We start from the raw sequence: 26,085 nt of genomic DNA on the forward strand, positions 1-26,085 counted from the left end.
AAGGAGCTGCACCACCGGAGAATACGTGAGCAGCTGTCATGCTGAACGACGCTGGACCTGAGATGCCAGGTCGGTTCACGCCCCCGAACCGTTTCTGAGTCGATTTTCCGGGTATCGCTGCTGTCAGAGAGCAGTCGACAGGAGCAGCCGCATGCCTCAGGTCCCGTTCGGAATGGCAGATGTACGTGTTCGCAGTGTGGCGTTGACCGCCACGGCGGCGGAGGGGGTGTCATGAAAGCGCTGACGTGGCAGGGAAATGAGAACGTCCAGGTCGTTGATGTGCCGGATCCGCGCATCGAGGAACCGACCGACGCGATCGTCAGGGTCACCTCGACCGCCATCTGCGGATCGGACCTGCACCTGTACGGGGTACTCGGCCCCTACCTGAAGCCGGGCGACGTGCTCGGTCACGAGGCGATGGGTGTCGTCGAGGAGGTGGGTGCCGAGGCCGGTGGTCACCTCAAGGTGGGTGACCGGGTGGTGGTGCCGTTCAACATCTCCTGTGGACACTGCTGGATGTGCGAGCGCGACCTGTTCGCGCAGTGCGAGACGACGCAGGTTCGCAGTGAGGGCAAGGGCGCGAGCCTGTTCGGCTACACCTCGCTCTACGGTTCGGTGCCGGGTGGGCAGGCCGAGTACCTCCGGGTGCCGCAAGCGCAGTTCGGGCCGATCGTCGTCCCGGACGGCACGCCCGACGAGCAGTTCCTGTTCCTGTCCGACATCCTGCCGACGGCGTGGCAGGCCGTGCGGTACGCCGACGTGCCGCCCGGCGGTACCGTCGCCGTGTTCGGTCTCGGACCGGTCGGGCAGTTCGCGGTCCGGATCGCGCGGCAGCTGGGCGCCGGTCGCGTCATCGGGGTGGACCGGGTTCCCGAGCGTCTCGCGCTGGCTGAACGGCACGGTGCGGAGCCTGTCGACTTCGACGAGTTCGGCGGACCTGACGAGCTGGCCGCCGCGTTGATCCAGCTGGTCGACGGCCGCGGGCCGGACGCCACCATCGACGCCGTCGGCATGGAGGCGCACGGCGGGGGGTTCGTCGCCTTGGCGCAGAAGGCCACCGGGATGTTGCCCGACGCGCTCGCCCAGAAGGTGACCGACAAGCTGGCCGTCGACCGCCTCGACGCTCTGCACGCCGCCATCAAGGGGGTGCGTCGCGGTGGCACGGTGTCGGTGTCCGGTGTGTACGGCGGCGAGGTGGACGCGATGCCGATGATGGAGATGTTCGACCGCGGCGTCCAGCTGCGCATGGGCCAGGCCCACGTGCGCCGCTGGACCGACGACATCCTGCCGCTGGTGCTCGACCCCGCCGACCCGCTCGGCACCCTGGACCTGACCACGCACCGGCTCCCGCTCGCCGACGCCGCACGCGGGTACGAGATGTTCCGCGCCAAGAGCGATGGCTGCATCAAGGTCGTGTTGACGCCGTGACCGGGCGGGTCGTGCTCGTGGTCGGGGGCAGCAGCGGAATCGGACTCTCCGCGGCGACGGCGTTCGCCTCTCGCGGGGAGTACCTCGTGCTGGTCTCCCGCAGCGGCCAGGCTCTGGACGCCGCCGAGAAGGCTTGCCGCGCGGTGGGAGCCGGCGCGGTGGACGTCGTCGTCGACGACATCGCCGATTCCGGTGGTGCCGCCAGGATCGTCGCGAAAACGATGGACCTGCACGGCCGCATCGACGTCGTGGTGCACAGTGCGACGGTGATGGCATACGGCACCGTGGAGTCGATGCCCGCGGAGGTGTTCAACACCGTCGTCGACACCGCGATCCACGGCACGCTGCACCTCGCCCAAGCGGTCCTGCCTGTCCTGCGCAATCAGCGCAGAGGTGTGTTCATCGCGGTGAACTCCCTGCTCGGCTCGATCACCGTCCCGCAGATGGGCGCCTACTCCACCGCCAAATGGGGACAGCGCGCGATTCTGCGGACGCTGCAACAGGAAACCCGCGACGAACGCGGGGTGCACGTGTGCATCGTGAGTCCTGGCAGCATCAACACGCCGGTGTACGACCAGGCCGCCAACTACACCGGTCGCGCGGCACGGCCACCGATCCCGGTTCTCAGTCCCGACCGAGTCGCCGCCGCGATCGTCCGCCTGGCCGACCGGCCTCGACGACACGTCTCCGTTCCGGTCGGCCCGGCCAATCCGTTGATCATTTCGGCGTTCCGCTGCCTGCCGAGCCTGTACGACTGGCTGGTCGGGCCACTGTTCCGTCTTGCCGCACTGACGAAGAAGGCCGTTTCGCCTACCACTGGCAACGTGTTCGAACCGGTAGCGACAGGCGAGAGAGCCTTCGGGCGTTGGCCCGTCAAGCGGTGACGTGTTCCGCGACTGTGGGCCGGGACGCGTCCTTGTCACCGCGTCGAGGTCGTGTGGCCCAGGTCGGCGCTGATCCGTTCTGCGGCGTCGAGCAGCAGCGGCACGACCTCGCCGCGGACTTCCTCTGCGGATGACCGCCCCACGGATGTCGAGGACGCGAGCGCGGCGACCACCTCGCCGGTGCGGTCGTGGACAGGTGCGGCCACCGAGAGCAGGCCGATCTCCAGTTCCTCCGCCACGATGGACCACCCGTCCGAACGGACCTGCCGCAGACGGGAGCGGAAGGCGTCGGCGTCGGTGACCGTGTACCTGGTCAGCGCGGGGAGGCCGGCCGCGAGGACGTCGTCGACCACGACCTCCGGTGCCCAGGCCAGGAGCACCCGGCCCATCGAGGTCGCGAAGGCCGGGACGCGGGTGCCGACCGACACGTTGATGCTCATGATCCGTCGCACCGGTACGCGCGCAACGTAGACGACGTCCCGTCCGTCCAGAGCGGCGAGCGATGCCGACTCGCCGGTCTTCGCCGACAGTTCGAGCAGGTGCGGCTGCGCGATCTCGATCATCGCGTGCGACGCCGAGTAGTGCTGCCCGATGCTCAGCACCCGAGGCGTCAGCGTCCACCGCGTGCCTTCGTTGCGCACGTACCCGAGCCGTTGCAGCGTCAGGAGGATCCTGCGCACGGCAGGGCGTGACAAGCCGGTGGCCGCGGCGAGTTCGGCCAGGTTCGGGGTGGTTCGTTCCTCGTCGAACGCGAGCAGCACGGCGAACCCGCGCTCGATGCTCTGGATGAAGTCGCGCTCGTCCGGCCCGCTCGTCATCGCCCCATCCTTCCGCACCGCCGGCCGTTGACAGTTCCGCGACGTCGGTGCACCCTCATGTAACCGCAAAGCGTACAGACTGTACGCATAGCGTACAGGAGGAGCGGGAGATGGCCTTGGACCACCGCACAATCCGCAACGGGTTCGGCAGGTTCGCCACCGGTGTCACGGTCGTGACCTGCCGCAACGACGACGGCGAGCCGCACGGCGCGACCGTCAACGCCTTCACGGCCGTCTCGCTCGAACCGGCGCTGTGCCAGGTCACGCTGACCCGCGAGTCCAAGGCCTGCCGGTTCCTCGACGGCAAGCCGTTCGCCGTGAACGTCCTCGCCGCCGACCAGGTCGACGCGGCCTGGACCTTCGCGGGCCGTCCCCAGGGGCGCCCCGCACCACGCTGGGCGGACGGGCCGACCGCTCCCGTCCTGCTCGGCACCGCCGCGACCATCTCGTGCCTGCCCTGGCGCACGTACGACGGCGGCGACCACCTGATCGTCATCGGGGAGGTCGCGCACCTGCACACCAGCGACGCCGATCCGTTGCTGTTCTTCGGTGGTGCGTTCCGCGAGATCGCCGGACGCACCGCGGATCACTGGATGAGCTCGGTCGACTGCCCCGACATCGGGTGGTTCGGCACTGACTTCGCCCCACTGCGAACCACTTCAACGCTGAAGGGTTAGGCATGACCACGCAGCAGCAGCAACGCACGACCCGGCCGATGACCGGCGAGGAGTACATCGAGTCCATCCGGGACGGACGCGAGGTCTTCCTCGGCGGCGAGAAGGTCGGCGACGTCACCACGCACCCGGCGTTCCGCAACTCCGTCCGGATGACCGCGCGTCTCTACGACGCGCTGCACGACCCGGACAAGCAGGCCGTGCTGACCGCGCCGACCGACACCGGCAGCAGCGGCTTCACGCACCCGTTCTTCCGCACGCCCCGCAGCAGTGCCGACCTCTACGCCGACCGCGCCGCCATCGCGGAGTGGGCGAAGATGACCTACGGCTGGATGGGCCGCAGCCCGGACTACAAGGCCGCGTTCCTCGGCACGCTGGGCGCCAACGCGGACTTCTACAACCCGTTCGCGGACAACGCCCGGCGCTGGTACCAGGAGTCGCAGGAGAAGGTCCTGTACTGGAACCACGCGATCATCAACCCGCCGGTGGACCGCAACCGCAACCCCGACGAGGTCAGCGACGTGTTCATGCACGTCGAGGAGGAGCGCGACGACGGCCTGATCGTCTCGGGCGCGAAGGTCGTGGCGACCGGCTCGGCGATCACGAACTACAACTTCATCGCGCACTACGGCCTGCCGATCAAGAAGCGCGAGTTCGCGTTGGTGTGCACGGTGCCGATGGGCGCGCCGGGCATGAAGCTGATCTGCCGCAACTCCTACGCCGCCAACGTCGACAAGACCACCGGACCGTTCGACTACCCGCTGTCGTCCCGATTCGACGAGAACGACACGATCTTCGTGCTCGACCGCGTGAAGATCCCGTGGGAGAACGTGTTCATCTACGGCGATGCCGAGAAGGCCAGCACGTTCTTCCCGGGTTCCGGATTCCTGCACCGCTTCACGTTCCACGGCGTCACGCGACTGTCGGTGAAGCTCGACTTCATCGCCGGATTGCTGCTGAAGGGTGTGGAAGCCACCGGTGTCAAGGACTTCCGCGGCATCCAGACCCGCGTCGGCGAGGTCATCGGGTGGCGCAACCTGTTCCACGCGCTGTCCGAGGCGATGTGCGCGCGTCCGGACGAGTGGGTCGACGGCGCCGTGTTGCCGCACCTGGACTTCGGCCTCGCCTACCGGTGGTTCATGACGGTCGGCTACCCGCGGATTCGCGAGATCATCATGCAGGACATGGGTTCCGCGCTGATCTACCTGCCGTCGTCCGCGAAGGACTTCATGTCCGACGAGACGCGGCCGTACCTGGACAAGTACGTGCGCGGCTCGAACGGCATGGACGCCGTCGAGCGCGTGAAGCTGATGAAGCTGATCTGGGACTCGATCGGCAGCGAGTTCGGCGGCCGGCACGAGCTCTACGAGCGCAACTACTCCGGCAACCACGAGGGCGTGCGCGCCGAGATGCTGTTCGCCGCGCAGCAGTCCGGCATGGCCGATTCCATGAAGGGCTTCGCCGAGCAGTGCATGGCCGAGTACGACCTGAACGGCTGGACCGTTCCCGACCTGTTCAACCCCGGCGCGACCTCCCTGAACGGAAGGTGACCCTCCCGATGACTGCCGTTCACTCCCCCACCGCAGCCGATTCCGGCGCGTCCGCGAGCGCCAACTTCCGTTCCACCACACGTTCTTCTGTCGACGTCTCGCCCGAGCGGGTGTCCACTGTGGCCACCGCGGTACTTAAAGGCGTGCACGAGGCGATCCGCGAGCACGACGTGACCTATCCCGAGTTCCAGGCCGCCAAGCAGTGGCTGATGGACCTCGGTGAGGGCGGCGAGTGGCCGTTGTTCCTGGACGTGTTCGTGGAGCACGTCGTCGAGGAGGTCGCCGCCCGCACGCAGGACGGCACCAAGGGCAGCATCCTCGGGCCGTACTACCTGCCGGACCAGGTGACGCTGCCCGCTGTCTCGACTCTGCCGATGCGCGCCGACGAGCAGGGCTCGCCGTTGGTGTTCTCGGGCCGTGTGGTGGATCTGGCCGGACAGCCCCTGGCCGGTGCGGAACTCGACGTCTGGCACGCCGACTCCGAGGGCTACTACTCGGGGTTCGCGCCGGGCATCCCGGACGGCAACCTGCGCGCGGTCGTCGTCACCGACGCCGAGGGCCGGTTCGAGATCACGACCGTGCAGCCCGCGCCGTACCAGATCCCGACCGACGGGCCGACCGGACAGCTGATCGACGCGGCCGGCTGGCACCCGTGGCGGCCGGCCCACCTGCACCTGATCGTGCGGGCGCCGGGACATCGGCCGATCACGACGCAGCTCTACTTCGCGGGCGGTGAGTACGTCGACAGCGATGTCGCCGAGGCCGTGAAGCCCGAACTCGTGCTCATGCCGTCCGACCAGCGCGTGACGTACGACTTCGTGCTCGAGCCCGCATGAACGACCTGCTGATCGACGGCGTGGACACCGTCCTGCTCGACGTCCCGCTCGTCCGGCCGCACCGCTTCGCCCGCACCGGGATGGACGCTCAGCCCGTGCTGCTGGTCCACGTCCGGACGGCGGGCGGGGCGGTCGGCCTCGGCGAGGGGGTCGTGCCGGGCGGGCCCTGGTGGGGCGGTGAGTCGGTCGAGACCATGAAGGTGGTCGTCGACCAGTACATCGCCCCACTGCTGCTGGGCCGCCGGGTCGACGACATCGCCGGCATCCTGCAGACCGTCAACGACGTGGTGAACGCGAACCTCTACGCCAAGGCCGCGGTCGAGATCGCGTTGCACGACGCGTGGGCCCGGTCGCTGGGCGTGCCGGTGCACACGCTGCTCGGCGGGCTCGCGCGGACGTCGATCCCGGTGACGTGGGCGCTGGGCACCGAACCGGCGGACGTCGTCATCGAGGAGGCGATGGCCAAGCTGGACGCCGGGCACCGCAGCTTCAAGCTCAAGATGGGCGCGCAGGACCCGGCGGACGACGTGCGCAGGGTGTGCGTGATCGCGGAGAAGCTGCGGGGTGTCGCGGGTGTGCGGGTCGACCTGAACGCGCGCTGGGACCGGCTGACCTCGTTGCGCCACCTCCCCGCACTCGCTGAGGCGGGGGTCGAGCTGGTGGAGCAGCCCGTACCGGGTGCCGAGGTCGAGTGGCTGGCGGAGATCAACCGCGCGCTGCCGATCCCGGTGATGGCGGACGAGTCGCTGCGCACGCCGTCGGATGCGCTGCGGCTGGCGGGTTTGCGGGCCGCGGACGTGTTCTCGTTGAAGACGACGAAGTCCGGTGGGCTGCGTGCGACGGCGGCGATCGCTTCGATCGCCGCCGCGGCGGGCATTCCGTGTCACGGCGGCACCTCGATCGAGAGCCCGGTCGGCACGGCGGCGTCGCTGCATCTGGCGTGCGCCTCTCCGGCCGTGACGTGGGGCAGCGAGCTGTTCGGGCCGTTGCTCATGCGGGAGGAGCTGCTGGCCACGCCGCTGCGCTACGACGCCGGCGACCTGCACCTGCCCACCGGCCCGGGGCTCGGCATCGAGCTCGACCCCGCGGCCGTCGCGGCCTTCACCAGGAGGTGACCCGTGCTCTTCCACGTGCGGATGGACGTTTCCCTGCCCCACGACCTGGACCCGCAGCGACGTGCAGAGTTGGTGCGCGCCGAGAAGTACCGGGCGCTGGAGCTGCAGAAGATGGGCGTGTGGCTGCACTTGTGGCGCGTCGTCGGGCAGTACAGCAACATCAGCATCTTCGACGTGCCCACCCATGACGAGCTGCACGCGTTCCTGTCGTCGTTACCGCTGTGGGAGTTCATGCAGGTGCAGGTGACTCCGCTGGCAACGCACCCTTCAAACCTCGCCGCCCAACCATGACGGTTGTTCACGAAGGCACGGCGTGGCTGCGTTCCTGGAGCCCCGGCGCCTCGCTTCCGTTGACCGGTAGGCCAATGTTTCAGTTGGCGGTGGAGCAGGTCACGGCCGGGCGAGCGGGTTCAGGACCGGCGGCGACGAACCCGAACGAGGTGGTTCTCCCGGCAGCGAGCACGGCGTTGTGTCCGGCGTCGGTGACGGTCACCGCGGTCTCGTTCTGAGTCAGGGTGCCGTTCCACAGGTTGCCGATGGTGTGGCCCGCAGCCGGCTGCCACGTGATGGTCCAGCCGGTCAGGCCGCCTGGGCTGGTGTTGCGCACGGTCACCTCGACCTGGTAGCCGCCCGGCCACGAGTTGCTCACCTCGTAACGGGCATCGCAGGCGGTCGTGACCGTGGTCGTCACCGTGGTGGAGTTGGTCTGGGCGCTGCTGCTGGGCCGGTCGCCCTGTACGACGGTGCCGATCACAACACCGGCGGCGACCAGGACGGCCGCACCGGCGACCATCGCGATCACCCGGCGTGGCAGGTGGCGGCGGGCGAGCAGCATCCGCGTCCCGCTCTTCGGGGGCGCAGCGGGCAGCGGCAGTCCCTCCGCGACCGCCGCGAGCAGCTTGTGGGCCTCAGCCATCGTCGGACGCTGGGCCGCGTCACGATGCAGGAGGCGCAGGAGCACCTCGCCGAGCGGGCCTCCCAACCGTGGCGGCTCGAACTCCCCCCGAACCACGCGTTGCAGGAGCGCGTAGGGGTTGTCGTCCACACCGAACGGCGGCGTGCCCTCCAGCGCTGCGTAGAGGGTCGCGCCGAGGGAGAACACGTCCGAGGCGAACGTCGCCGCCTCGCCCGCCGCCACCTCCGGCGCCAGGAAGGCCGGCGTGCCGACGATCAAGCGGGCGTCGGTCACCGTGCCCTCGCCGACCGCGCGGGCGATGCCGAAGTCGGTGATCTTCGCGATGCCGTCCTCGGCCAGCAGGACGTTGAACGTCGAGACGTCCCGGTGCACGATGCCCTCTGCGTGCGCCGCCGCCAGTGCGGCGGCGACCTGCCTGCCCACGGCCGCGACCACGCCCGGCGACAGCACGCCCCGTTCGGCGATCAGCGCCGCAAGGCTGCGGGAGGGCAGGTATTCCAGCACCAGACAGGGCTTGCCGTCGTGCTCGACGACCTCGTGCACGCTGATCGCGTGCGGGTGCCGCAGCCGACCGGTGACCCGGCCCTCGCGCAGCATCTGCGCCACCGCGTCCGGGGACCGCCGGTCCGTGTTGAGCAGCTTGACCGCGACCACGCGGTCCAACTGCTCGTCGCGCGCCTGCCAGACCACCCCCATGGATCCTTGCCCGATCGACGACACCAGCCGGTACCGCCCGGCGATGACCTCACCCTCTTCTGGCACATGCCGACGCTACTTGGCTGAGCCGACCGTCGGCCACCTTCGACTTTGCGCGGGCTACAGCAGGGACACGATCACCCGAGCACGCTCCCGGCATGGGAGGGATGAGCTAGCACGCTGCGGTGATGACTTTTCGAGCGGCACGCGGTCGTGGTCGAGCTCGTTGAACACCTGTGCGTGCCGAAACTGCATCCGTGCTGGTTGAGCGACGCGGTGGTGCTCGTGGATGACTCCCCCAAGACGGTCACGTCGTTCCACGGCGAGGCGTTCGATCTGATCGGGTTCAGGAGGCTGCGGCCGGGCCCTCAAGGGGTGCTGCGGCGGCGAGGGATCGGTGGGTGCGGTGCTCGTTGTAGTGCCACACGACCGCAGTCAAGTGGAAGAGAAGTTCCAAGTTGAATTCCTCTTCCACTTCTGCCTACGATCGTGCCGTCCCTCCCCCTGCCCCACGGAGCACCCCTGTGTCCTTCACGCCTGCCCACGACGCGGTGCAACCGTTCCCGATCTCCGTGCCCGACGCCGATCTGGTGGACTTGCGGAACCGCCTCGCCGCGACCCGGTGGCCGGACCGCGAGACCGTTCCCGATGGCAGCCAGGGGCCGCAGCTGGACCGGATCAGAGACCTGTGCGACCACTGGGCGAGCGGGTACGACTGGCGGCGCGCCGAGCGGGACATCAACGGCCTCGGCTCGTTCCGCACGACGATCGACGGGATCGACATCCACTTCCTGCACGTCAGGTCCGCCGAGCCGCACGCGGTTCCCCTGTTGCTGTGCCACGGCTGGCCCGGCTCGATCCTCGAGTTCCGCCGCCTCGCGGGCCCGTTGACCGATCCGGTCGCACACGGAGGCAATGCCCGCGACGCGTTCCACTTGGTGATCCCCTCGATGCCGGGCTTCGGTTTCTCCGGCAAGCCGACCTCGACCGGCTGGAACACCGCGCGCATCGCCCACGCATGGATCACCCTCGTGCGACGCCTGGGCTACGGCAGCTTCTTCGCCCAGGGAGGTGACTGGGGCGCCGCCGTCGTGGAGCAGATCACGCGCACAGCGCCCGAGTCGTGCCTGGGCGCGCACTTCAACCTGCCGCTGGTGTTCCCCACCGCGCGGGAACTGGACGAGGCGACCGAGGAAGAGCGCCGGATGATCGCTCGCGCCCAGCACTACCAGGACCGGCAGAGCGCGTACGCCCGTGAGCAGGCGACGCGGCCGCAGACGATCGGGTACTCGCTCGCGGACTCACCGGCCGGGCTCGCCGCCTGGATCTACACGCTCTTCCAGGACGTCACCGACAGCTGTGGCGATCCCGAAGCCGTCCTGGACCGCGACGAGATCCTCGACGACGTGATGCTCTACTGGCTGCCGAACGCCGCGGCGTCCTCCGCCCGGCTGTACTGGGAGGAGGACTTCGGGGGCGCCTCGCCGGCCGGGCGGCCGAACCCCGTCCCCGCCGGGTTCAGCATCTTCCCCGGCGAGGCCGTGCAGGCCTCCCGGCGGTGGATCGAACGTCGCTACGAGACGGTGCTGCACTACGCCCGGCTCGAACGCGGCGGTCACTTCGCCGCGCTCGAGCAACCGGACGTCCTCACCGAAGAGATTCGGACGACCTTCCGGTCACTGCGGAGTTCCTGATCGTGAGGTGTCCACACAGGACATGACCGGCCCGCGTGCGGCCGATCAACTTCCGGCGCGGAGACGACTCAGGACCAGGCGGCCGCGCCTTCGCGGGACATGAGCCCGCACCCAGGGCCCTCGGTGGCGGCCTGGAAGCCGCTGTGGCCGTTCAGGTCGGTCGCGGTTCGTGGTGCGCACGACACCGATGACGTTGGTCTCGAACACCGCCACGGCGTCAATCCTGCACTCGCGGTCGAGGGATATCAGCTGCGGCAACTGACTCGTCGTCCGTCACGTCGATGGGACGTAACGTGCGCCGAGCGCGGCCGCGGCCTCTTCTCCCCTGCCGGTCGCGGGCTCCGATCAGGACGGTGTGGCCGAGCTCGGCGAGGCGCCGGGCGGTCTCGCGGCCCATGTTGGCCCCGGTGATGAAGGTGATCGTCGTGTGTCCGATGGTGATCCAGGCCAGGAACGCTTCGACGGCGGGAACGCAGTACCACCTTCGCGACAGGACAACCGGTGCTGCGGCAAGCAGGATGAACATCGTGACGACGGCACCCGCGAGCGGGCTCGGTGCGATGATCCGCGTCTGGCGCGACCGCCTGCCGTACGCGGCCGCAGGGTTGCGCACGGCCCACGATCATCCCGTCTGCAGCGTGAACCTTGCCAGGTCGAACCGGCCGGCGGCCAGGTCGTCGCGTCGGATCAACCAGTACAGGCTGCCCACATCACCCCAGAGCATCTCCCTGGCGGGATCACTGCCGAACTGGGCGAGCAACACCCACTCGGCCGCTTCCGCGGCGAACCGCGGGTTCTGAAAGCCGCCGTCCAGCACCAGACTCGCGATCTCGCTCTCGGCGGCACCCTGAATCGGGTCGGAGTAGCCACCGACCTGATGACGCGGTCCTTCCCCGCCGGCCAGGTACACGACCTCGGTGAACACGTCCTCGCCCTCCGCTCCTTCGCCGACCTCGACCTCCTCGGCGGCTTCGGCCAAGGACAGGCCGCTCTCCAACCGGACCTCGTGCAACAGAACGTGTTCACGGCTGGGCCCCGTGACCACGGGCTCCGCTGTGAGATCGGCGCTGGAGTAGCGGCGCAGCCCGGCCGGGGTCGGGCGCCCGCGCACCGCGGCACCCGCCGGAATGAAGATCACACGTGCGCCTTCCGGCTGGCCGCGGCGCGCCCCCTGGCCAAGGGGATCAGGACTCCCGTCCGGCGAGTAGCTGCCATCGAGGTAGAAGAACAACAAGCTCCCTGCCGACGGCAACGGAACGTCCAGCGACTGCCGGGGCAGAGCAGCGCAGTCCACCGTGGCGATGTGGTTGAGCGGCCCGGCTTCGCACGCGGGCCACTCCATGTCGGTCGGCAGCGACGGATCGCCACCCAGCTGACCTACTCGTACACCCGTGTCCGCTGTCCTGAACCGGACGGCGGGACGGAACAAGGCAATCCAGGCCGACGCGATGTCGTGCGGTAACTCCTGTCGAGCGATGACACCGAGCCGCTCGTTTTCGTTGATCATGCCCGCATCGTGTCATCCACCACCGACAAAAAATTGGCGGGAACCGAAGCGATGTCGGCCTGGAGACAAGGCCAAGGTTGCAATGCTCACCGCGCATCTGGCCCGACACGCATGCCGGTTTCCGGGATCTCCGCCGCCTCATGACAGGGGCTCGCCAAGTAGCCCGCGCTGCCCCGTCCGCAGTACTCCGCTCCACATCGGTCACCTGAACTCGATCGACGTAGGCGATGCCGGCTGCTGTCCGGTCAGCTTGGCGACGCTCATGGCCGTGCGGAGCGCCCACGCGCCCGTTGCCCCGCAGCGTCCTCGATGACCGCGCGGCAGGTGAACCTCGTGGAAGACATCTGCGTCGACCCGACGGCCGACGCGAAGCGGAGGTTCGAGGCAGGATTCCTTCGTTCAGCTTCAGCCATGTTTTCCCACGGGGATGAGCCCGATGCCCATGATGCCGGGCTTGCCGCCCGTGTCGACCACGGTCACGCCTCCGCTGAGCAGCGAACTGACCGACGATCCTCGACTTCGACCTGAGCAAGTACTCCTTCGTCGAAGGACTCGACGCAGTCTCCACATTGGACTCCCGCCTCGACCTGATGGACATGTCACCGAGCAACTTCGAGCACCTGGTGCGACAGATCTTCGAAGCCCGGGGCGCGGAAGGCTGGACCACCGAACAGAGCAAGGACGACGGCGACGACGCGGTCATCGCCCGCAGGACCCCGCTCTTCGGAGGACTGAGCATCGTCCAGGCCAAGAGGTACAGCCGCGTCGTCGGCGTGAACCACGCCCGGGAACCCGCGGGAGCCATGGAGGAGAAGGCCGGCTGGGGCGTTCTCGTGAAACCTCCTGGTTCGCATCCGGCTGCCGCAAGAAGGCCATGGAACATGGCCGCATGGAGCTGATCGACGGTCCAGAGCTGATCCACCGGATCAAGCAGCACCTGGGGAAGGACGTGTTGATCAGCATCCCGCATCGCCCGAATCCACCATCGAACCGCGGCCACTCCCGCCGTCCATGATCCGCGTGAGGCTTCAAGGCCGTTCGCGCGCACTATGGGCCACACGCCAGGCGCCTACCGAACCGCGGCGATGCCCTGAAGCCGCGCCCTCAGTTCGGCACCGCGATGGCGAACACTTCGTCCGAAATCTTGGTCCGGGTGCCGTTGACTTCAGAGAACAGCTGCTGGGTGAAGCTGTCAGGGGTTGGACGGACGAGAACCGCGCGGAAGCCTGGCGCGACCTGGCGGCCGCTGCTGGGGGCGTCTCGCCTTGTCCACTCGGAGTTCCCGAGCTGCCAGTGACTCTCGGGAAGGGTCACCGTCGTCTGCGGGCCACCGCTGGCCGCGCAGCGCCACGACGAGTAGATCATGTTCAGGGTCCCGCCCTTGTCGTACCAGACGTCAGCGACACCGGATCCGTCGTCGCTCGGATCACCCACGACGGGTGTTGTGCTCTGGGCGCTCGTGGCGAGGTCGACGAGGAGGACCGATGACCGCTCCTCACAGCTGCCCGCGTGCGCCGCAGCCACGTATGCCAGGGTGCGCCCGTCCGAGGAGAAGGCCGACCTGTAGACGGCAACGTTGCCCCGGGCCAGGCCGAGCGGTACCACCTGGCCGTCCGGGCGGACGAGGTACAGGGTTTCCGGTCCACCATAGGCGGACACGCCGTCGGGCGCCCCGACGAGACTGTTCCCGTCCTTGCCGGCCAGCATCCGCAGTGGCAGGACCGCACCGAGGTCGTCGACCTTGCGGTCGGGCAGGACGGTGGTGCCAGGAACTGGCCTGGCGTTCTTGTCGGCGAGGTTCAGCGTGGTCACGACGTTGCCGGCCAGCCAGCTGATGACGCTTCCGCCTGCGGCCACCACGTTTCGGCAGCCGCCGCACGGCACCGACCCGGCGACCCCGGACAGCACGTCGAGGGTGGCGATGCCCGCTTCGGTCGTGGTGAACACGAAACGCCCGTCCGCGGTATACCTGAGGCTGCTCGACTCCGGGAGAGCAACGGCCGTCTCCGCGACCACCTCGGTCCCGCGCACGATCCCCAGGCGGGTTGCGGTCAGGAACGCGTAGCTCGGTTCCGGCTGCGCGCTGACGCTGATCGCGGCCGCGTCGGGCGAGTTCGGGACGACGAGCCGGTCGAGGATGATTTCCAGGTCGTCGGCGTTGTCGGCGAACGAGGTGTCGGACGCGAACTTCGCCAGCGCTTCCTTCTGGTCCGGTGGGACCCGGAAGCCGACGACCCTGATGTCCAGGTCCAGCCCTGCTTCGGTCAGACGGTCCTCAACGGACTGCCGCGCGCTGTCCGGATCGTTCGTGCAGGCGTCGACGCCCGTCGAGGAGATGACGATGATCCGGTTGCGGACGCTGCCGCGGCGGGTCAGGAGCCCCCGGAAGTCGTCGATCGCCGCCTTGACGCCGTCGACCATGGTGGCCTTGCCGGACGGGGACAGCGCGCCCACGGCCTGGGCGACCCGGTCCGGGCCGTCGGCGATCTCGGCGGTGGCGTCGGGGCTCCCGCACTCGCCACCGAAGCGGCGCACGCTGAGTGCGTCGGAGTCGCCGCTGTTACCCACGACCGACCGCACCGCGCCCCCGAGTTCGGAGAGCCCGGTGCCGGGCTCCGAGGTGTCGACCAGCACCACGGTGCGGTGGGCGGGCCCCGAAAGAACCAAGTACACCGCTGTGCACGCCGCGACGACGAGCACTACCACCAGCGGGACGGCTACCGCACGCCGCTTCATCACTGCCCTCCAGGACCGCTGGCCCGCATCCGGGCCAGGAGCTTGTTCAGGGTGTCGACATCGCTGTTGTAGAGGTCGGCGTCGCGGCGGAACGCCGTCAGCTCGGCCCCCAGCGGCTTGCCCACCCGCGCGAGGTCGAGGAGTGCCTTCACGGCAGGCACCGCTTTCTGCTGCCGGTCTCGCAGCTCGGCCGCCCGGCGGTGGACCTCGACGGCGTCCGGCGTCTTCGCCCGGCTCTCGAGGTTGGCGAACTCGGTGTCCGCCGCGGGCGGCTCGATCGCCGACAGCGTGCGGTCGGCGACGTCCAGCCTGCCGTCGACGACGGCCTGGGCCGCGGTGTCGATCTTCTTGACCACCGGATTGAGGGTGTCCACGACGTCGCGCGCCGACCGCAGGACCGGCTCGACGTTGGCGATCCAGTCGAGGGCCGCCTGCAGCTGCGCGGGGTCCTGGGCAAGCACGGGTGGTGGCGCGGACGCGCCGGCCGCCAGCCGGTCGAAGACCGACTTGTCCTTGTCAGCAAGGCGATAGCCGACGAAGCGGAACTCGACGTCGAGGCCGGAGGAGGCCAGCCGCTGGCGGAGCTCCCGCTCGACGAAGCCGACGTCGTCGTCGCAGGCGTCAATCCCGTTGCGTGTGACAACCACGATCCGGTTGACCTGCTTGGCGTTCTGCGAGAACGGCGCGTTGAAGTCCTCAGCGGCCCCGATCAGGCCCCGCACCAGCGTCGCCGCCCCACTCACCGCGGCACCGTCGATTGCGGCACTGATGTCGGTGCCATTACCCGTCCCGAACCCGACCACCTGCGACGTGTTGCCGGCGGACCCGCACTGGCCGCCGAAGGTCCGCAACGCGACGGCGTCGTCGTCACCGGCGTTCCCGATCACCTTCCGCAGCGAGTCGCGGCTCTCCGCCACGGCGGCCGGGTCGGCCCCGGTCGCGGACAGGTCGACCAGGAACATGGTCTTGTACGTCGGCGCGAGCTCTGGCAGGACCCAGGTCACCACGGCGGTGACCGCACCCGCGGCCAGCACGGCCACCAGCACCGTGATTACCAGGGTGCGCACCGCACGCGGCATCGGGACGCTCAGGAAGGTCCCCGTCCTGACCTTCTTGATGTCCCGGCCCGCTTGGAACGTCGTGCCGTGGCCCGTGTGCGAGCTCATGCCCGCTGCTCCCGGCGGTCCGTCCATCTCCCCGGCTGCCGGGTGTGCGGGCGCGACCTCCTGCACGACGGTCGCGTCGCGGATGTCCCTGCCCGCCTGGATGGTCGTCCCTGGGCCGCGGTGGGACACCATCGTCGGGATCACGGGATCCGGCTTGGCCCCGAGTGCGGGTTCAACCTCGCGGAGCCGCTGGATCAGGACGTCGACGTCCTGACGGGTGTGCTTGCGACGGACCCGCATGCCCTGACAGTTCGCCAGTGCGCGCAGGCCGACGGGCAGCTCTCCCGCGACCGGAGGTGGGGTGTCGTCGACCAGGACCGGCACCACCCGGACGCCGGCGTCGAATGCCTCGGCGATCTCGCGGTGAATCCAGTCGGCGGGATCGTCGATTCTCCGCAGCCCGGTCGGGTCCGTCAGGGTCAGCCATTCGCAGTCGATGACGACCAGCAGCACCCGGCAGCCCCGCACCCGCGAGAGCAGCTCCCGGTCCCACACCGCGCCGAGCGGGATCGAGTAGCAGTCCAGGAAGACCTGCTCCCGGCCGAACGCCGCGGTGAGATCCCGGTCGAGCAGCTCGCCCATGACGCGGCTGTCGTTGCTGCGGTAGTTGATGAACACTCCACCCACCGCGACTCCTGTTCACATTCCTCCGCACCGATGTGAATGCGGGTGGACAGGATGACTCACCGGGACTGCGAACAAGCCACGCATCGCCTCTATCACCAAGAACTGTCCACTATTTGACCAGTGGCGCACTATTCCGGGGCATCAGGAAATGCAGAGAAACGCACTCGAAATCATTACGTGAGGGCCATCAACGCCGAGACGGTCTCGCTGACGATGCACGGATCGACAGCCCGGGTCTCCGGCCGGGTGATCGGGTCGCGGCGCAGCGTGGCGCAGGGCTCGGTGTGGTCGCCGATGGTTGTAGTGGGAGACGTAGCGGTTGAGCACCGACTTCAGGTGCACCTCGTCGATGATCAGCAGCCGATCCGTGAGCTCGCGTCTAACGGTGCCGACAAACCGTTCCACGTAGCAGTTAGCCCACAGGCGGCGCGGCTGGATCTTCGCGGACGTCGATGCCGACGTCCGCGAGAATGGAATCGAACGAAGCTGTGAACTGGCCTGCCCTGTCACGAGCCAGGAATCCGAACTCGGTGCTCTTTCGCATGTCCTGCTGCCCGGTCTTATGGCGGAAGGCGCTCACCTTGGTCTTCCCGGGAGGTGTCTTATGCGGCGGCGGAACACCACCTGTGTCGGAAGGGCGTACCGCCGTCGTCACCGCGTCCTCCACAGCTGGGCGGTGCTGTTGCGCCTGCAAGCCCGGCAGATTCGCCCGCAGGAAATGCAAAGGCCCGCGCAGTTGCGCGGGCTGCCACCGCCCCACCACACCGCTGGCGTCGGGTACCGCAGGTCGACTGGACACGAGGTGAGACCACGACTTACTCCGAATCGATCTTGACATCGGCCGCCGCGCGGTGGTCGTCTACACCACCTGTCGGTGCTGTGAATGAAGAACGCCTGGGTTTCGTGACTACCGAACGGACGTGGTGACAGCAGTGAGCGTGGATTCCGCGGGCACGCAATCAGCGAATGCGAAGCTCGGGAACGTGGTGTTCGCCGACGATCCGCGACTGCACGCCCTCATTCCCGATCCGGCGGTCACGGAGAGGATCCAGGAGCCGGGCCTCGCGCTGGGGACGACGGTGGAGCGGCTGATGACCGCCTACGCCGACCGTCCCGCGGTCGCCGTGCGGGAGGTCGAGACGGTGACTGATCCAGCGACCGGCCGCCGCACCCGGCGGCTGCTGCATGGCTTCGTCACCCGCAGCTACGGTGAGTTGTGGGCCGACGCGGGCGCGCTCGCGGCGGAGTGGGCGGCTCGAGGCGTCGGCGCCGGCGACTTCGTGGCGACGATCGGGTTCACCAGCGCCGAGTACGTGGCGGTGGACCTGGCGGCGATCAGGCTCGGGGCGGTGACGGTGCCGCTGCAGCCGACCTCGGCGATCGCGCAGCTGCACGAGATCATGGCCGAGACCCGTCCGCTGGTCCTCGCCACGAGCGTCGAACACCTTCCCAGGGCGGCCGCGCTGTTGCGCGAGGCCGAGGGGGCGCGGTTCGCTCTGGTCTTCGACCTGGATCCCGGCGTCGACGACGAACGCGACGCCTGTGCGGAGTTCGAGGAGGGCTTGGCCGGGACGGGCGTCGAGGTGACCACCTTCGCGCAGGTGCTCAGCCGGGACCGGGAGCGGGCTGCCCTGCCGGTGCACGTGCCGGAGCCGGGTGAGGACCCCCTGGCTTCGCTGATCTACACCTCGGGCAGCACGGGCAGTCCCAAGGGAGCGATCTACACCCAGCAGTCGGTGCGCAAGCTGTGGACCGGCGGCAAACGGGCCGCCGCTGCCTTCCCGGTGGTCACGGTCAGCTACATGCCGATGAGCCACGCGTTCGGCCGGACGATCATCAGCGGCACCTTCGGCAACGGGGGAACGGTCCACTTCTCCGCCCGCAGCGACCTCTCCACGCTCTTCGAGGACATCGCCCTGGCCAGGCCGACGCAACTGATGGCCGTGCCGCGCATCTTCGACATGCTCTTCCACGAGTACCAGGGTCAGCTGGAGCTGCGCGCGGGTGAGTTCTCCAACGAACGCGAACTGGACGCCGCAGTTAAAGAGGACCTGCGCGGCCGAGTCCTCGGCGGCCGGGTCGTCGAAGCGCTGGTCGGCAGCGCGCCGATCTCCGCGGAGATGAAGAGGTTCGCCGAGGAGTGCCTCGGCGGCCCCCTGACCCTGGGCTACGGCGCCACGGAGTTCGGCACGGTCCTGCGCAACGGCAAGCTGTTGCGCCCGCCGGTGGTCGACTTCCGGCTGGTCGACGTCCCCGAACTCGGTTACTTCCACACGGACCAGCCCCACCCGCGCGGCGAGTTGCTGCTCAAGGCCGAGTCGATGTTCCCCGGCTACTTCAAGCGGCCGGAGGTGACCGCGTCGGTCTTCGACGCGGAGGGCTTCTACCGCACCGGCGACATCATGGCGCTGACCGGTCCGGACGAACTGGTCTACGTCGACCGCCGCAACAACGTGCAGAAGCTGTCGCAGGGCGAGTTCGTCACCCTGTCCAAGCTCGAAGCGGAGTACACGGCAGATCCGCTGATCCGGCAGATCTACGTCTACGGCAGCAGTGCCAGGGCGTACCTGCTGGCGGTGATCGTGCCTGCCGAGGCCGCGGTGCGGGAGGCGGGGGACGCGGAGGCGTTGCGGCAGAACCTCGCCGAGGCACTGCGGCGGACCGCGGTGAGGGCCGAACTCGAGCCGTACGAGATCCCCCGTGACTTCCTCGTCGAGACCGAGCCGTTCAGCGCGGAGAACGGTCTGCTGTCCGATGTGCGCAAACTGCTGCTACCGCGGCTGCGCGAGCGCTACGGCGCGAGGCTGGAGGCGCTCTACGCGGATCTGGCTCGCGGCGAGACGGACGAGTTGCGCGCGTTGCGGCGAGGCGGACCAGATCAACCGGTCGACGAGACGGTGGCGAGAGCGGCGCGGGCCATGCTCGGCCACAGCCGCTCGGAACTGGACGGCGAGGCGCGCTTCGCCGATCTCGGAGGCGACTCGCTCTCCGCCGTCTCGTTCGCCTCGTTGCTCAGCGAGATCTACCGGATCGACGTCCCGGTGGGCATGCTGCTCGGTCCGTCGGGCACCTTGCGGGACATCGCCGCGTACGTGGCGGCGCGTCGCGCGTCCGGCACTGCGAGGCCCACCTTCGCGTCGATCCACGGCGTGGAGGCGACCGAGATCCGAGCCGGCGACCTGACCCTCGACCGGTTCCTCGACCGGGAAGTGATCGCGGCGGCCCCTGCCCTGCCACGCCCGAGCGGACCTCCGCAGGTGGTGCTGCTCACCGGAGCGACGGGGTACCTGGGCCGATTCCTCTGCCTCGACTGGCTCGAACGCTTCTCCCGCACGGGCGGGAAGCTCGTGTGCGTTGTGCGCGGTGCCGATGACAAGGCTGCCCGCGAGCGGCTCGACGCCACGTTCGACACGGGCGACGCCGCGCTGATCGAGCTCTACCGAGGCCTGGCAGAAGGGCACCTCGAGGTGCTCGCGGGTGATCTGGCGGAGCCCTCCCTCGGGCTCGACGCGAGGACCTGGCAGCGACTCGCCGGCGAGGTCGACGCCGTCGTGCACCCCGGCGCCCTCGTCAACCACGTGCTGCCCTACGAGCACCTGTTCGGCCCGAACGTGGTCGGTACGGCCGAACTGATCCGGCTCGCGCTCACAGAACGGATCAAGCCGTTCGTCAACGTGTCGACCGTGGGTGTGGGAAACCAGGTTCCTGCAGGGGAATTCACGGAAACCGCCGACGTCCGCACGATGGGCGCGGTGCGCCACCGCAACGGCGACTACGCCAACGGTTACTCGCTGAGCAAGTGGGCCGGCGAGGTGCTGCTGCGGGAGGCGCACGAACAGTGCGGTTTGCCGGTGACGGTGTTCCGGTCGGACATGATCCTCACCCACAGCCGCTTCACCGGTCAGCTGAACGTGCCGGACATGTTCACCCGGCTGGTGCTCAGTCTGCTGGCCACCGGTCTCGCCCCGGCGACCTTCTACCGCAGCGCGGACGGCACACCGCCCAGAGCGCACTACGACGGTCTGCCCGTGGACTTCATCGCAGAGGCAATGGGCGTCCTGGGCACCCGCGACGCCGAGGGCTACCGCACCTATCACGTGTTCAACCCGCACGACGACGGCATCTCCTTGGACACCTTCGTCGACTGGCTGGTCGAGGCCGGCAAACCCATCACGCGGGTCGCGGACTACGACGAGTGGCGCCAGCGCTTCGAGTCCGCGCTGCGCGATCTGCCGGACGCGCTGCGCCAGCAATCGCTGCTGCCGCTTCTGCACGCCTACCGCACACCCGCCGAGCCCGCGGGCGACGGCACATCACTCACCCGCCAGTTCCGGGAGGCCGTGCGGGAGGAGAAAGTGGGCGAGTCCGGGGACATCCCGCACATCACCCGAGAGCTGGTTCTCAAGTACGTCAGCGATCTGCGGCAGCTGCGCCTGTTGTAGAGCCGGCTCTGCCGCGCACACCTCCCGCCTGCGGAGCGATGGGCTGCGTCACAGATTGCGTTCCACTTCGGACAGACGCTCGGTGAGAAAGGTGCGTTCGACCTCGTTGTCGGTGAGGGCCAGCGCCTCCCGGTAAGCCGTCACGGCCTGCGGCCAGTGCTCCAGCCGGCGCAGGAAGTCGGCGCGGGTGGCGCTGAGGTAGTGGTACGTGGCGAGCGCCGGGTCGGCCAGCAACGGTGTCAGCGCGTCGAGTCCGGCCCGCGGGCCGTCGCGCATGCCGATCGCGACGGCGCGGTTGAGTTCGACCACCGGGGACGGCCACAACTGGAGCAGGAGGTCGTAGAGGCTGACGATCTCCTCCCAGTCGGTGTCGGCCCAGCTCGGTGCTTCCGCGTGCAGGGCGCTGATCGCGGCTTGCAGGGCGTAGCGGGTGGGTGGGCGTCGCAGCAGGGCTTCGGTCAGCAGCGACTGGCCTTCGGCGATCAGCCGGCGGTCCCAGCGCGTCCGGTCCTGTTCGGACAGCAGCAGAAGGCGGCCGTCGTCGGCCTCCCTGGTGTCCTGGCGCGCCGCGTTGAGCAGCAGCAGTGCCAGCAGTGCGGTGGTTTCGGCGTTGGTCGGCATGAGCAGGTGCAGCAGGCGTGCCAGTCCGATGGCGCCGTCGGTCAGGTCGCGGCGCACCAGGTCGGCGCCGAACGGCGCGGTGTGGCCGGTGGTGAAGATGAGGTGGACCACCTCGAGGACGGCGCTGACTCGCTCGTCGAGCTGGTCGGGGCCCGGTACGCGGTACGGGATGCGGGCGGCGGCAATCTTCTTCTTCGCCCTGGTGATGCGAGCCGCCATGGTGGCGGGCGGTACCAGGAACGCCCTGGCCACCTCGGGGGTGGACAGGCCGCAGACCAGGCGCAGCGTCAGCGCCACCTGAGCGTCGGTCGACAGCGCGGGGTGGGTGCAGGTGAAGATGAGCCGGAGCCGGTCGTCGTCGAGGGCGTCTTCCGGTCCCCGCGTGGTCTCGTCGGTGACGAGCAGGGGCATTCTGCGGCGGAACACCGAGTCGCGGCGCAGCGCGTCCAGGGCTCGGTTGCGGGCGGTGGTGGTCAGCCAGGCGCCCGGCCGGTCCGGGATGCCCGTCGCCTCCCACGTCTGCAGGGCTTGGGCGTACGCGTCCTGGGTGTGCTCCTCGGCCAGGTCGAGGTCTCTGGTCAGCTGGGCGGTCGTGCTGAGCACCACCGCCCAGTCGCGGCGGTAGGCCTCGGCCACCGCCGCGACCACGGCATCTCCGGTGTCGCTCACCCGCGTTCGACCACTGGACGGATCTCGAGACCGCTGTGCGTGTAGTTCAGCTCGGGCAGCAGCTGGGCCAGTTCGAGCACCTCGTCGAGGTCGGACGCTTCGAGCAGGTAGTAGCCGCCGATTCCCTCCTTGGTCTCGAGAAACGGGCCGTCCGTGGTGTGGACCTGGCCGTGCACGTCGGCGCGCAGGGAGGTGGCCGTCGGAGTGTTCTCGAGCTGCCTGCCGTCCAGGACACGGGTACCGGCCTTGGCCGCGAACGCCGCGTGGCCCGCGTTGTGCGCCTGCCACTGCTCCTCGGTCATCGCGTCCCACTGCGCGGCGTCGCCGTAGATGAGGATCATGTACTTCGCCATGTCTTCGGTCCCTCGGGTACGGGCCCCCTCCGGCGGGTGGCCTCCACCCTACGACGGATGAGGCGGGCGGCGGATCGACAGCCGGGCGAGATTCGGAGTCGGGTCCGCTGCCCGACAACGTCAGGGGGTCCGTCAGGGGTTCTCCTGACGACCGGTGGCGCGGTCCAGTCCTAGCGTCACAGGCAGTCGATCCCTGCCCGTGCCCTGGAGGACCAGTGCCGAGACGTCCAGCCGCTCTCACCCGTCGTGACCTTCTCGCCTCGGCCTCCGCGGCCTTGGCCGTGACCGCCCTCGGTCCGTTGGGCCGTGCCCACGCCCAGTCCGGGTGGTCCTGGCAGTTCTTCACCTACGGCAACGACATCTGGCAGCGCGCCTACTGGAACAACACCGAGCAGTTCGACTACCGCCTCGGTGGCGGAGGCTGCGTCCGCGAGATGCGGTACTGCCCGGAGACCTACCGCGCGCTGCTCTCCCCCAGCTTTCAGGGAGAGGAGACCGACCGGGTGATGCAGGCCGTCCTGTGGGCGTTGAACGTCCAGGGCACGTCCGCCGCACCCGACAAGCGCTGGAACGTCGACCAGGCCGGCAACCACGCCGGGGAGTTCTCCCGGACCGTCGCGGTCGAACGGCCCAGCAGCACCACCACGGACGTGTGGACCATCGCCGACAGGCAGTGGTTTCCCCAGCTGGACGCCGACTTCGCCGGCTCCGACCCGGTGCCCCAGCTCACCCGCTACACCCGGCTCACCGGGGGTGCCCTGCAGATCCGGCGCGTCGTGCGCCTGCCCAGGATCGTGAAGTCGGGCTCGGTGGTGCCCGACGTCGAGTTCTACCTGGAGAACTGGCTGCCGTTCCTGCGCTCGGCCCACGCCTTCGACGCCGTGGCGTTCAGCCTGAACGGCGACGGCAGCCCGGCCGAGTGGTACCGGGCGGGCTACAACATCCCGTCGTACCCGTGGACACCGGCCACCGAGACCAGTGGGTACGCCATGGTGTTCAAGGAGAACGCCACCACCACCCGGCCCAACGTCGCCGTCGTGCACTCCAGGAAAGCCGGCGTGACCCAGTCCACCACCGCGAGAATGGACAACGTCCGCAACTCGATGGACTGGAACACCGGGATCGGCGTCCTGCCCGGCGTCCGCGTCTTCGGCGGCGAGCCGGGCAGCATCCTCGACCACACACTGCGGATCGTCCCCAACGGCAGCACCAGCGCCGCCCTCGTCGCCGATCTCAACGCCCAGACCGCCGAAGTACCGGCCCCGGTCCTTTACGGGCCAACACATCCCTTCACCGGCGAACTGTCCACAGTAGTCAGTCAGTTGCGTGCCCTCACGACCTCGACGGCCGGTGCCCGGATCGGCAACCTGGCCCCCTTGCTGCGCTGACGGCCGGGACAGCAGGTGTCACACGCTCCAGCATGTTCTCGAGGTGGTCTTCCGATGCTGCGTGCGCGTAATAGCCGCGGTAGAGGTCAGTGAGCACTTTCGCCACGCCATCGGGGGTGAGCATGGACTCGTCGCGGATTCCTCGCCACAGCAGGGTCATCGGCACCAGTCCACCGGGGTTCGCGAGGTCGGGCATGGAGTAGTCGTTCAGCGACGGCACCGGCCGCGCGCCCCACCGTTCGTAGAAGGCCACTCGCCGCGCCAAGAGTGGATCACGTCCTGGTGTGCGGAGCGGATCCTCCACCTCGAGCACGATCCCGTTCACCGTCCGCTCCGCCTGGAGATCGGTCGCGATCGCGGAGAGCATCGCGGCACCTGTCCCGGTGCCGCGCGCTGAAGGCGACACGGCGAGATATTCGAGGTAGGCCACGCCGGACGACGACAGGCGCAGCGCCGTGGCGAACCCGATCAGGTGCCCGTCGGCGGAGTGCGCCGTCCACAGCCACGTGCTGTCGCGACGGGAGACCGTGTCGTGCGCACTGCGTTCGCCGGGCGGGAACGCTTCCTCCCACAGCAGCCTGATCTGCCGGTACTCGGCCTCGGGCACGCTTCGCCAGTCGCGTCGCCGGATCGACGGCGGGGTGGGTTCGTCACCACTGCTGTTCATGGTGTGGCAGGTCTCCTCGCGGTCGGGTGTCCGAACAGGACATCACACCGGAGGTACGCGATCACGCTGCCCGAGCGTGTCGTGCCTGGCCAGCACGAAGCCGACGTCCTTGTCGCCGCGCCCCGACAGGTTGACCAGCACGCGCTCGGCAGGCGGCCTCGTCGCCGCCAGCCGGATCGCGGACGCGAGGGCGTGCGAGCTCTCCAGTGCCGGGATGATGCCCTCCGTCCGTGCGACGCGCAGGAACGTGGCGACCGCTTCGTCGTCGGAGACGGTGTCGAGGGACAGCCGGCCGGCCTGGGCCAGCATGGCCATCTCGGGGCCGACACCGGGGTAGGCGAGGCCTGAGGCGATCGACGTCACCGCGGCGGGCGCGCCGTGCTCCTGCAGGACGACGGACCGGGCCCCGTGCAGGGTTCCCGGGGTGCCGAAGGTCAGCGTGGCCGCGTGCTGACCGAGCCGGGCGCCCTTGCCGAGGGGTTCGGCCGCGTGCAGGGTGACCTCGGGGTCGTCCAGGAAACCGGAGTACAGCCCGAGGGCGTTGGACCCGCCGGCGACGCAGGCGACGACGTGGTCGGGCAGTGCTCCCCCGGTGATCGCGAGGAACTGAGCGCGGGCCTCCTGCCCGACGACCGACTGGAAGTCCCGGACGATCATCGGGAACGGGTGCGGCCCGATGGCCGAACCGATCGCGTAGAGGGCGTGGGCGTGCTGTTCGGTGTAGGCCTGCAACGCCGAGTCGCTGGCCTCCTTCAGCGTCGACTGGCCGGACGCAACCGGAACCACCCGTGCGCCCAGCAGTCGCATGAGGCTCACGTTCGCGTTCACCTTGTCGAAGTCGATCGCTCCGATGTGGACCTCGCAGTCGAGCCCGAACCGGGCGGCGGCACTGGCGAGTGCGACGCCGTGCTGGCCGGCGCCCGTCTCGGCGATCAGCGTGCGCTTGCCCATCTTCCTGGCCAGGAGAGCGAAGCCGACACAGTGGTTGATCTTGTGCGCGCCGGTGTGGTTGAGGTCCTCGCGTTTGACGTAGATCTGGGCGCCGCCCACCTGGTCCGAGAGGTTCTCCAGGTGGTGCACCGGCGTCGGCCTGCCCTGCAGTCCTCTTCGGACGGTGTCCAGCTCGTGGCGGAAGTCCGGTGACGACCGCAGTTGCTCGTACGTGGTGGCGAGTTCCTCCAACGCGGGCCCCAGAGGTGCGGGCCAGTGGTTGCCACCGAAATCTCCGTAGTAGCCGTCGGCGTCGGGGTAACGGCCGGTGTGGGCGCTTGTGTCGTGCGGCATCGTGACCACCTTTC

At 69.1% G+C, this 26,085-nt stretch carries 24 protein-coding genes; 12 read left to right on the forward strand and 12 right to left on the reverse strand.

The genetic code is table 11. The features are described 5' to 3' along the window. Positions 1-231 precede the first annotated feature (231 nt). Positions 232-1,428: a zinc-dependent alcohol dehydrogenase gene (locus IE307_RS19060; RefSeq protein ID WP_191299310.1), complete on the forward strand. Its 1,197-nt coding sequence runs from the start codon at positions 232-234 to the stop codon at positions 1,426-1,428. Positions 1,429-1,445: 17 nt separating this feature from the next. Then, complete coding sequence (locus IE307_RS19065; protein ID WP_229904912.1) at positions 1,446-2,312, forward strand: SDR family NAD(P)-dependent oxidoreductase; 867 nt, start codon at positions 1,446-1,448, stop codon at positions 2,310-2,312. A gap of 35 nt (positions 2,313-2,347) precedes the next feature. Here IE307_RS19065 and IE307_RS19070 read toward each other — a convergent pair whose 3' ends face one another. Then, positions 2,348-3,130 carry an IclR family transcriptional regulator domain-containing protein gene (locus tag IE307_RS19070; protein ID WP_191299311.1) on the reverse strand — a complete coding sequence of 261 codons (783 nt, stop codon included), beginning with the start codon at positions 3,128-3,130 and terminating at the stop codon, positions 2,348-2,350. A gap of 110 nt (positions 3,131-3,240) precedes the next feature. Between IE307_RS19070 and IE307_RS19075 the strand changes: the two genes are divergently transcribed. The 5 genes from IE307_RS19075 to IE307_RS19095 are packed head-to-tail and all read left to right on the forward strand — an operon-like array spanning position 3,241 to position 7,596. After that, a complete protein-coding gene (locus tag IE307_RS19075) occupies positions 3,241-3,807 on the forward strand; it encodes a flavin reductase family protein (RefSeq protein ID WP_191299312.1) in 567 nt (188 codons plus the stop codon). Positions 3,808-3,809: 2 nt separating this feature from the next. Further along, a complete protein-coding gene (locus IE307_RS19080; RefSeq protein WP_191299313.1) occupies positions 3,810-5,354 on the forward strand; it encodes a 4-hydroxyphenylacetate 3-hydroxylase family protein in 1,545 nt (514 codons plus the stop codon). Between the two features lie 8 nt (positions 5,355-5,362). Continuing rightward, positions 5,363-6,190, forward strand: coding sequence for a catechol 1,2-dioxygenase (gene catA, locus IE307_RS19085; protein ID WP_191299314.1), 828 nt, complete (start codon positions 5,363-5,365; stop codon positions 6,188-6,190). Further along, positions 6,187-7,305, forward strand: coding sequence for a muconate/chloromuconate family cycloisomerase (locus tag IE307_RS19090; protein WP_191299315.1), 1,119 nt, complete (start codon positions 6,187-6,189; stop codon positions 7,303-7,305). Before catA ends, IE307_RS19090 begins: the two co-directional genes overlap by 4 nt. Positions 7,306-7,308: 3 nt before the next feature. Next, a complete protein-coding gene (locus tag IE307_RS19095; protein WP_191299316.1) occupies positions 7,309-7,596 on the forward strand; it encodes a muconolactone Delta-isomerase in 288 nt (95 codons plus the stop codon). Between the two features lie 79 nt (positions 7,597-7,675). On the opposite strand, the gene IE307_RS19100 is transcribed toward IE307_RS19095, so the two are convergent. Continuing rightward, positions 7,676-8,983: a protein kinase domain-containing protein gene (locus tag IE307_RS19100; protein WP_191299317.1), complete on the reverse strand. Its 1,308-nt coding sequence runs from the start codon at positions 8,981-8,983 to the stop codon at positions 7,676-7,678. A gap of 458 nt (positions 8,984-9,441) precedes the next feature. Between IE307_RS19100 and IE307_RS19105 the strand changes: the two genes are divergently transcribed. Continuing rightward, complete coding sequence (locus tag IE307_RS19105; protein WP_191299318.1) at positions 9,442-10,611, forward strand: epoxide hydrolase family protein; 1,170 nt, start codon at positions 9,442-9,444, stop codon at positions 10,609-10,611. Positions 10,612-10,828: 217 nt separating this feature from the next. Here the strand turns inward: IE307_RS19105 and IE307_RS46830 are convergent, their stop codons facing one another. Both IE307_RS46830 and IE307_RS19115 read right to left on the reverse strand, forming a co-directional pair. Further along, positions 10,829-11,224 (reverse strand): hypothetical protein, encoded by a 396-nt coding sequence (locus tag IE307_RS46830; protein WP_229904860.1) that lies wholly within the window; start codon positions 11,222-11,224, stop codon positions 10,829-10,831. 9 nt (positions 11,225-11,233) lie between these two features. Continuing rightward, a complete protein-coding gene (locus IE307_RS19115) occupies positions 11,234-12,118 on the reverse strand; it encodes a YwqG family protein (RefSeq protein WP_191299320.1) in 885 nt (294 codons plus the stop codon). Positions 12,119-12,714: 596 nt separating this feature from the next. On the opposite strand from IE307_RS19115, the gene IE307_RS19120 reads away from it, so the two are divergent. Both IE307_RS19120 and IE307_RS47285 read left to right on the forward strand, forming a co-directional pair. Then, positions 12,715-13,017, forward strand: coding sequence for a restriction endonuclease (locus IE307_RS19120; protein ID WP_229904861.1), 303 nt, complete (start codon positions 12,715-12,717; stop codon positions 13,015-13,017). After that, complete coding sequence (locus tag IE307_RS47285) at positions 13,008-13,133, forward strand: hypothetical protein (RefSeq protein ID WP_268250385.1); 126 nt, start codon at positions 13,008-13,010, stop codon at positions 13,131-13,133. Before IE307_RS19120 ends, IE307_RS47285 begins: the two co-directional genes overlap by 10 nt. An 89-nt stretch (positions 13,134-13,222) precedes the next feature. On the opposite strand, the gene IE307_RS19125 is transcribed toward IE307_RS47285, so the two are convergent. From IE307_RS19125 to IE307_RS46840, 4 genes are all read right to left on the reverse strand, one after another. Continuing rightward, positions 13,223-14,854, reverse strand: coding sequence for a hypothetical protein (locus IE307_RS19125; RefSeq protein WP_191299324.1), 1,632 nt, complete (start codon positions 14,852-14,854; stop codon positions 13,223-13,225). Further along, on the reverse strand, positions 14,854-16,647 hold the full coding sequence (locus tag IE307_RS19130; protein WP_191299326.1) for a toll/interleukin-1 receptor domain-containing protein: 1,794 nt from the start codon (positions 16,645-16,647) through the stop codon (positions 14,854-14,856). The genes IE307_RS19125 and IE307_RS19130 overlap by 1 nt, the downstream gene beginning before the upstream one ends. Before the next feature lie 141 nt (positions 16,648-16,788). Beyond that, complete coding sequence (locus tag IE307_RS46835; RefSeq protein ID WP_229904913.1) at positions 16,789-17,052, reverse strand: integrase core domain-containing protein; 264 nt, start codon at positions 17,050-17,052, stop codon at positions 16,789-16,791. 7 nt (positions 17,053-17,059) lie between these two features. After that, a complete protein-coding gene (locus IE307_RS46840; RefSeq protein WP_229904915.1) occupies positions 17,060-17,227 on the reverse strand; it encodes a hypothetical protein in 168 nt (55 codons plus the stop codon). 352 nt (positions 17,228-17,579) lie between these two features. Between IE307_RS46840 and car the strand changes: the two genes are divergently transcribed. Then, positions 17,580-21,089, forward strand: coding sequence for a carboxylic acid reductase (gene car / locus IE307_RS19140; protein ID WP_229904862.1), 3,510 nt, complete (start codon positions 17,580-17,582; stop codon positions 21,087-21,089). Positions 21,090-21,137: 48 nt separating this feature from the next. Here car and IE307_RS19145 read toward each other — a convergent pair whose 3' ends face one another. Further along, on the reverse strand, positions 21,138-22,379 hold the full coding sequence (locus tag IE307_RS19145) for an RNA polymerase sigma factor (RefSeq protein ID WP_191299328.1): 1,242 nt from the start codon (positions 22,377-22,379) through the stop codon (positions 21,138-21,140). Further along, positions 22,376-22,732, reverse strand: coding sequence for a YciI family protein (locus tag IE307_RS19150; RefSeq protein WP_191299330.1), 357 nt, complete (start codon positions 22,730-22,732; stop codon positions 22,376-22,378). Before IE307_RS19150 ends, IE307_RS19145 begins: the two co-directional genes overlap by 4 nt. 215 nt (positions 22,733-22,947) lie before the next feature. Here IE307_RS19150 and IE307_RS19155 point away from each other — a divergent pair, with 215 nt between their 5' ends. Then, positions 22,948-24,120: a hypothetical protein gene (locus IE307_RS19155; RefSeq protein WP_191299332.1), complete on the forward strand. Its 1,173-nt coding sequence runs from the start codon at positions 22,948-22,950 to the stop codon at positions 24,118-24,120. On the opposite strand, the gene IE307_RS19160 is transcribed toward IE307_RS19155, so the two are convergent. Next, a complete protein-coding gene (locus tag IE307_RS19160; RefSeq protein WP_191299334.1) occupies positions 24,065-24,787 on the reverse strand; it encodes a GNAT family N-acetyltransferase in 723 nt (240 codons plus the stop codon). The two genes, IE307_RS19155 and IE307_RS19160, sit on opposite strands and share 56 nt — an antisense overlap. A 42-nt stretch (positions 24,788-24,829) precedes the next feature. Beyond that, the gene (gene trpB, locus IE307_RS19165; protein ID WP_191299336.1) at positions 24,830-26,071 is read right to left on the reverse strand and encodes a tryptophan synthase subunit beta; all 1,242 of its coding nucleotides are present in this window, start codon (positions 26,069-26,071) and stop codon (positions 24,830-24,832) included. Positions 26,072-26,085 lie beyond the last annotated feature (14 nt).

It is taken from the genome of Lentzea cavernae, from assembly GCF_014653695.1.
In the GTDB taxonomy this organism is placed as follows: domain Bacteria; phylum Actinomycetota; class Actinomycetes; order Mycobacteriales; family Pseudonocardiaceae; genus Lentzea; species Lentzea cavernae.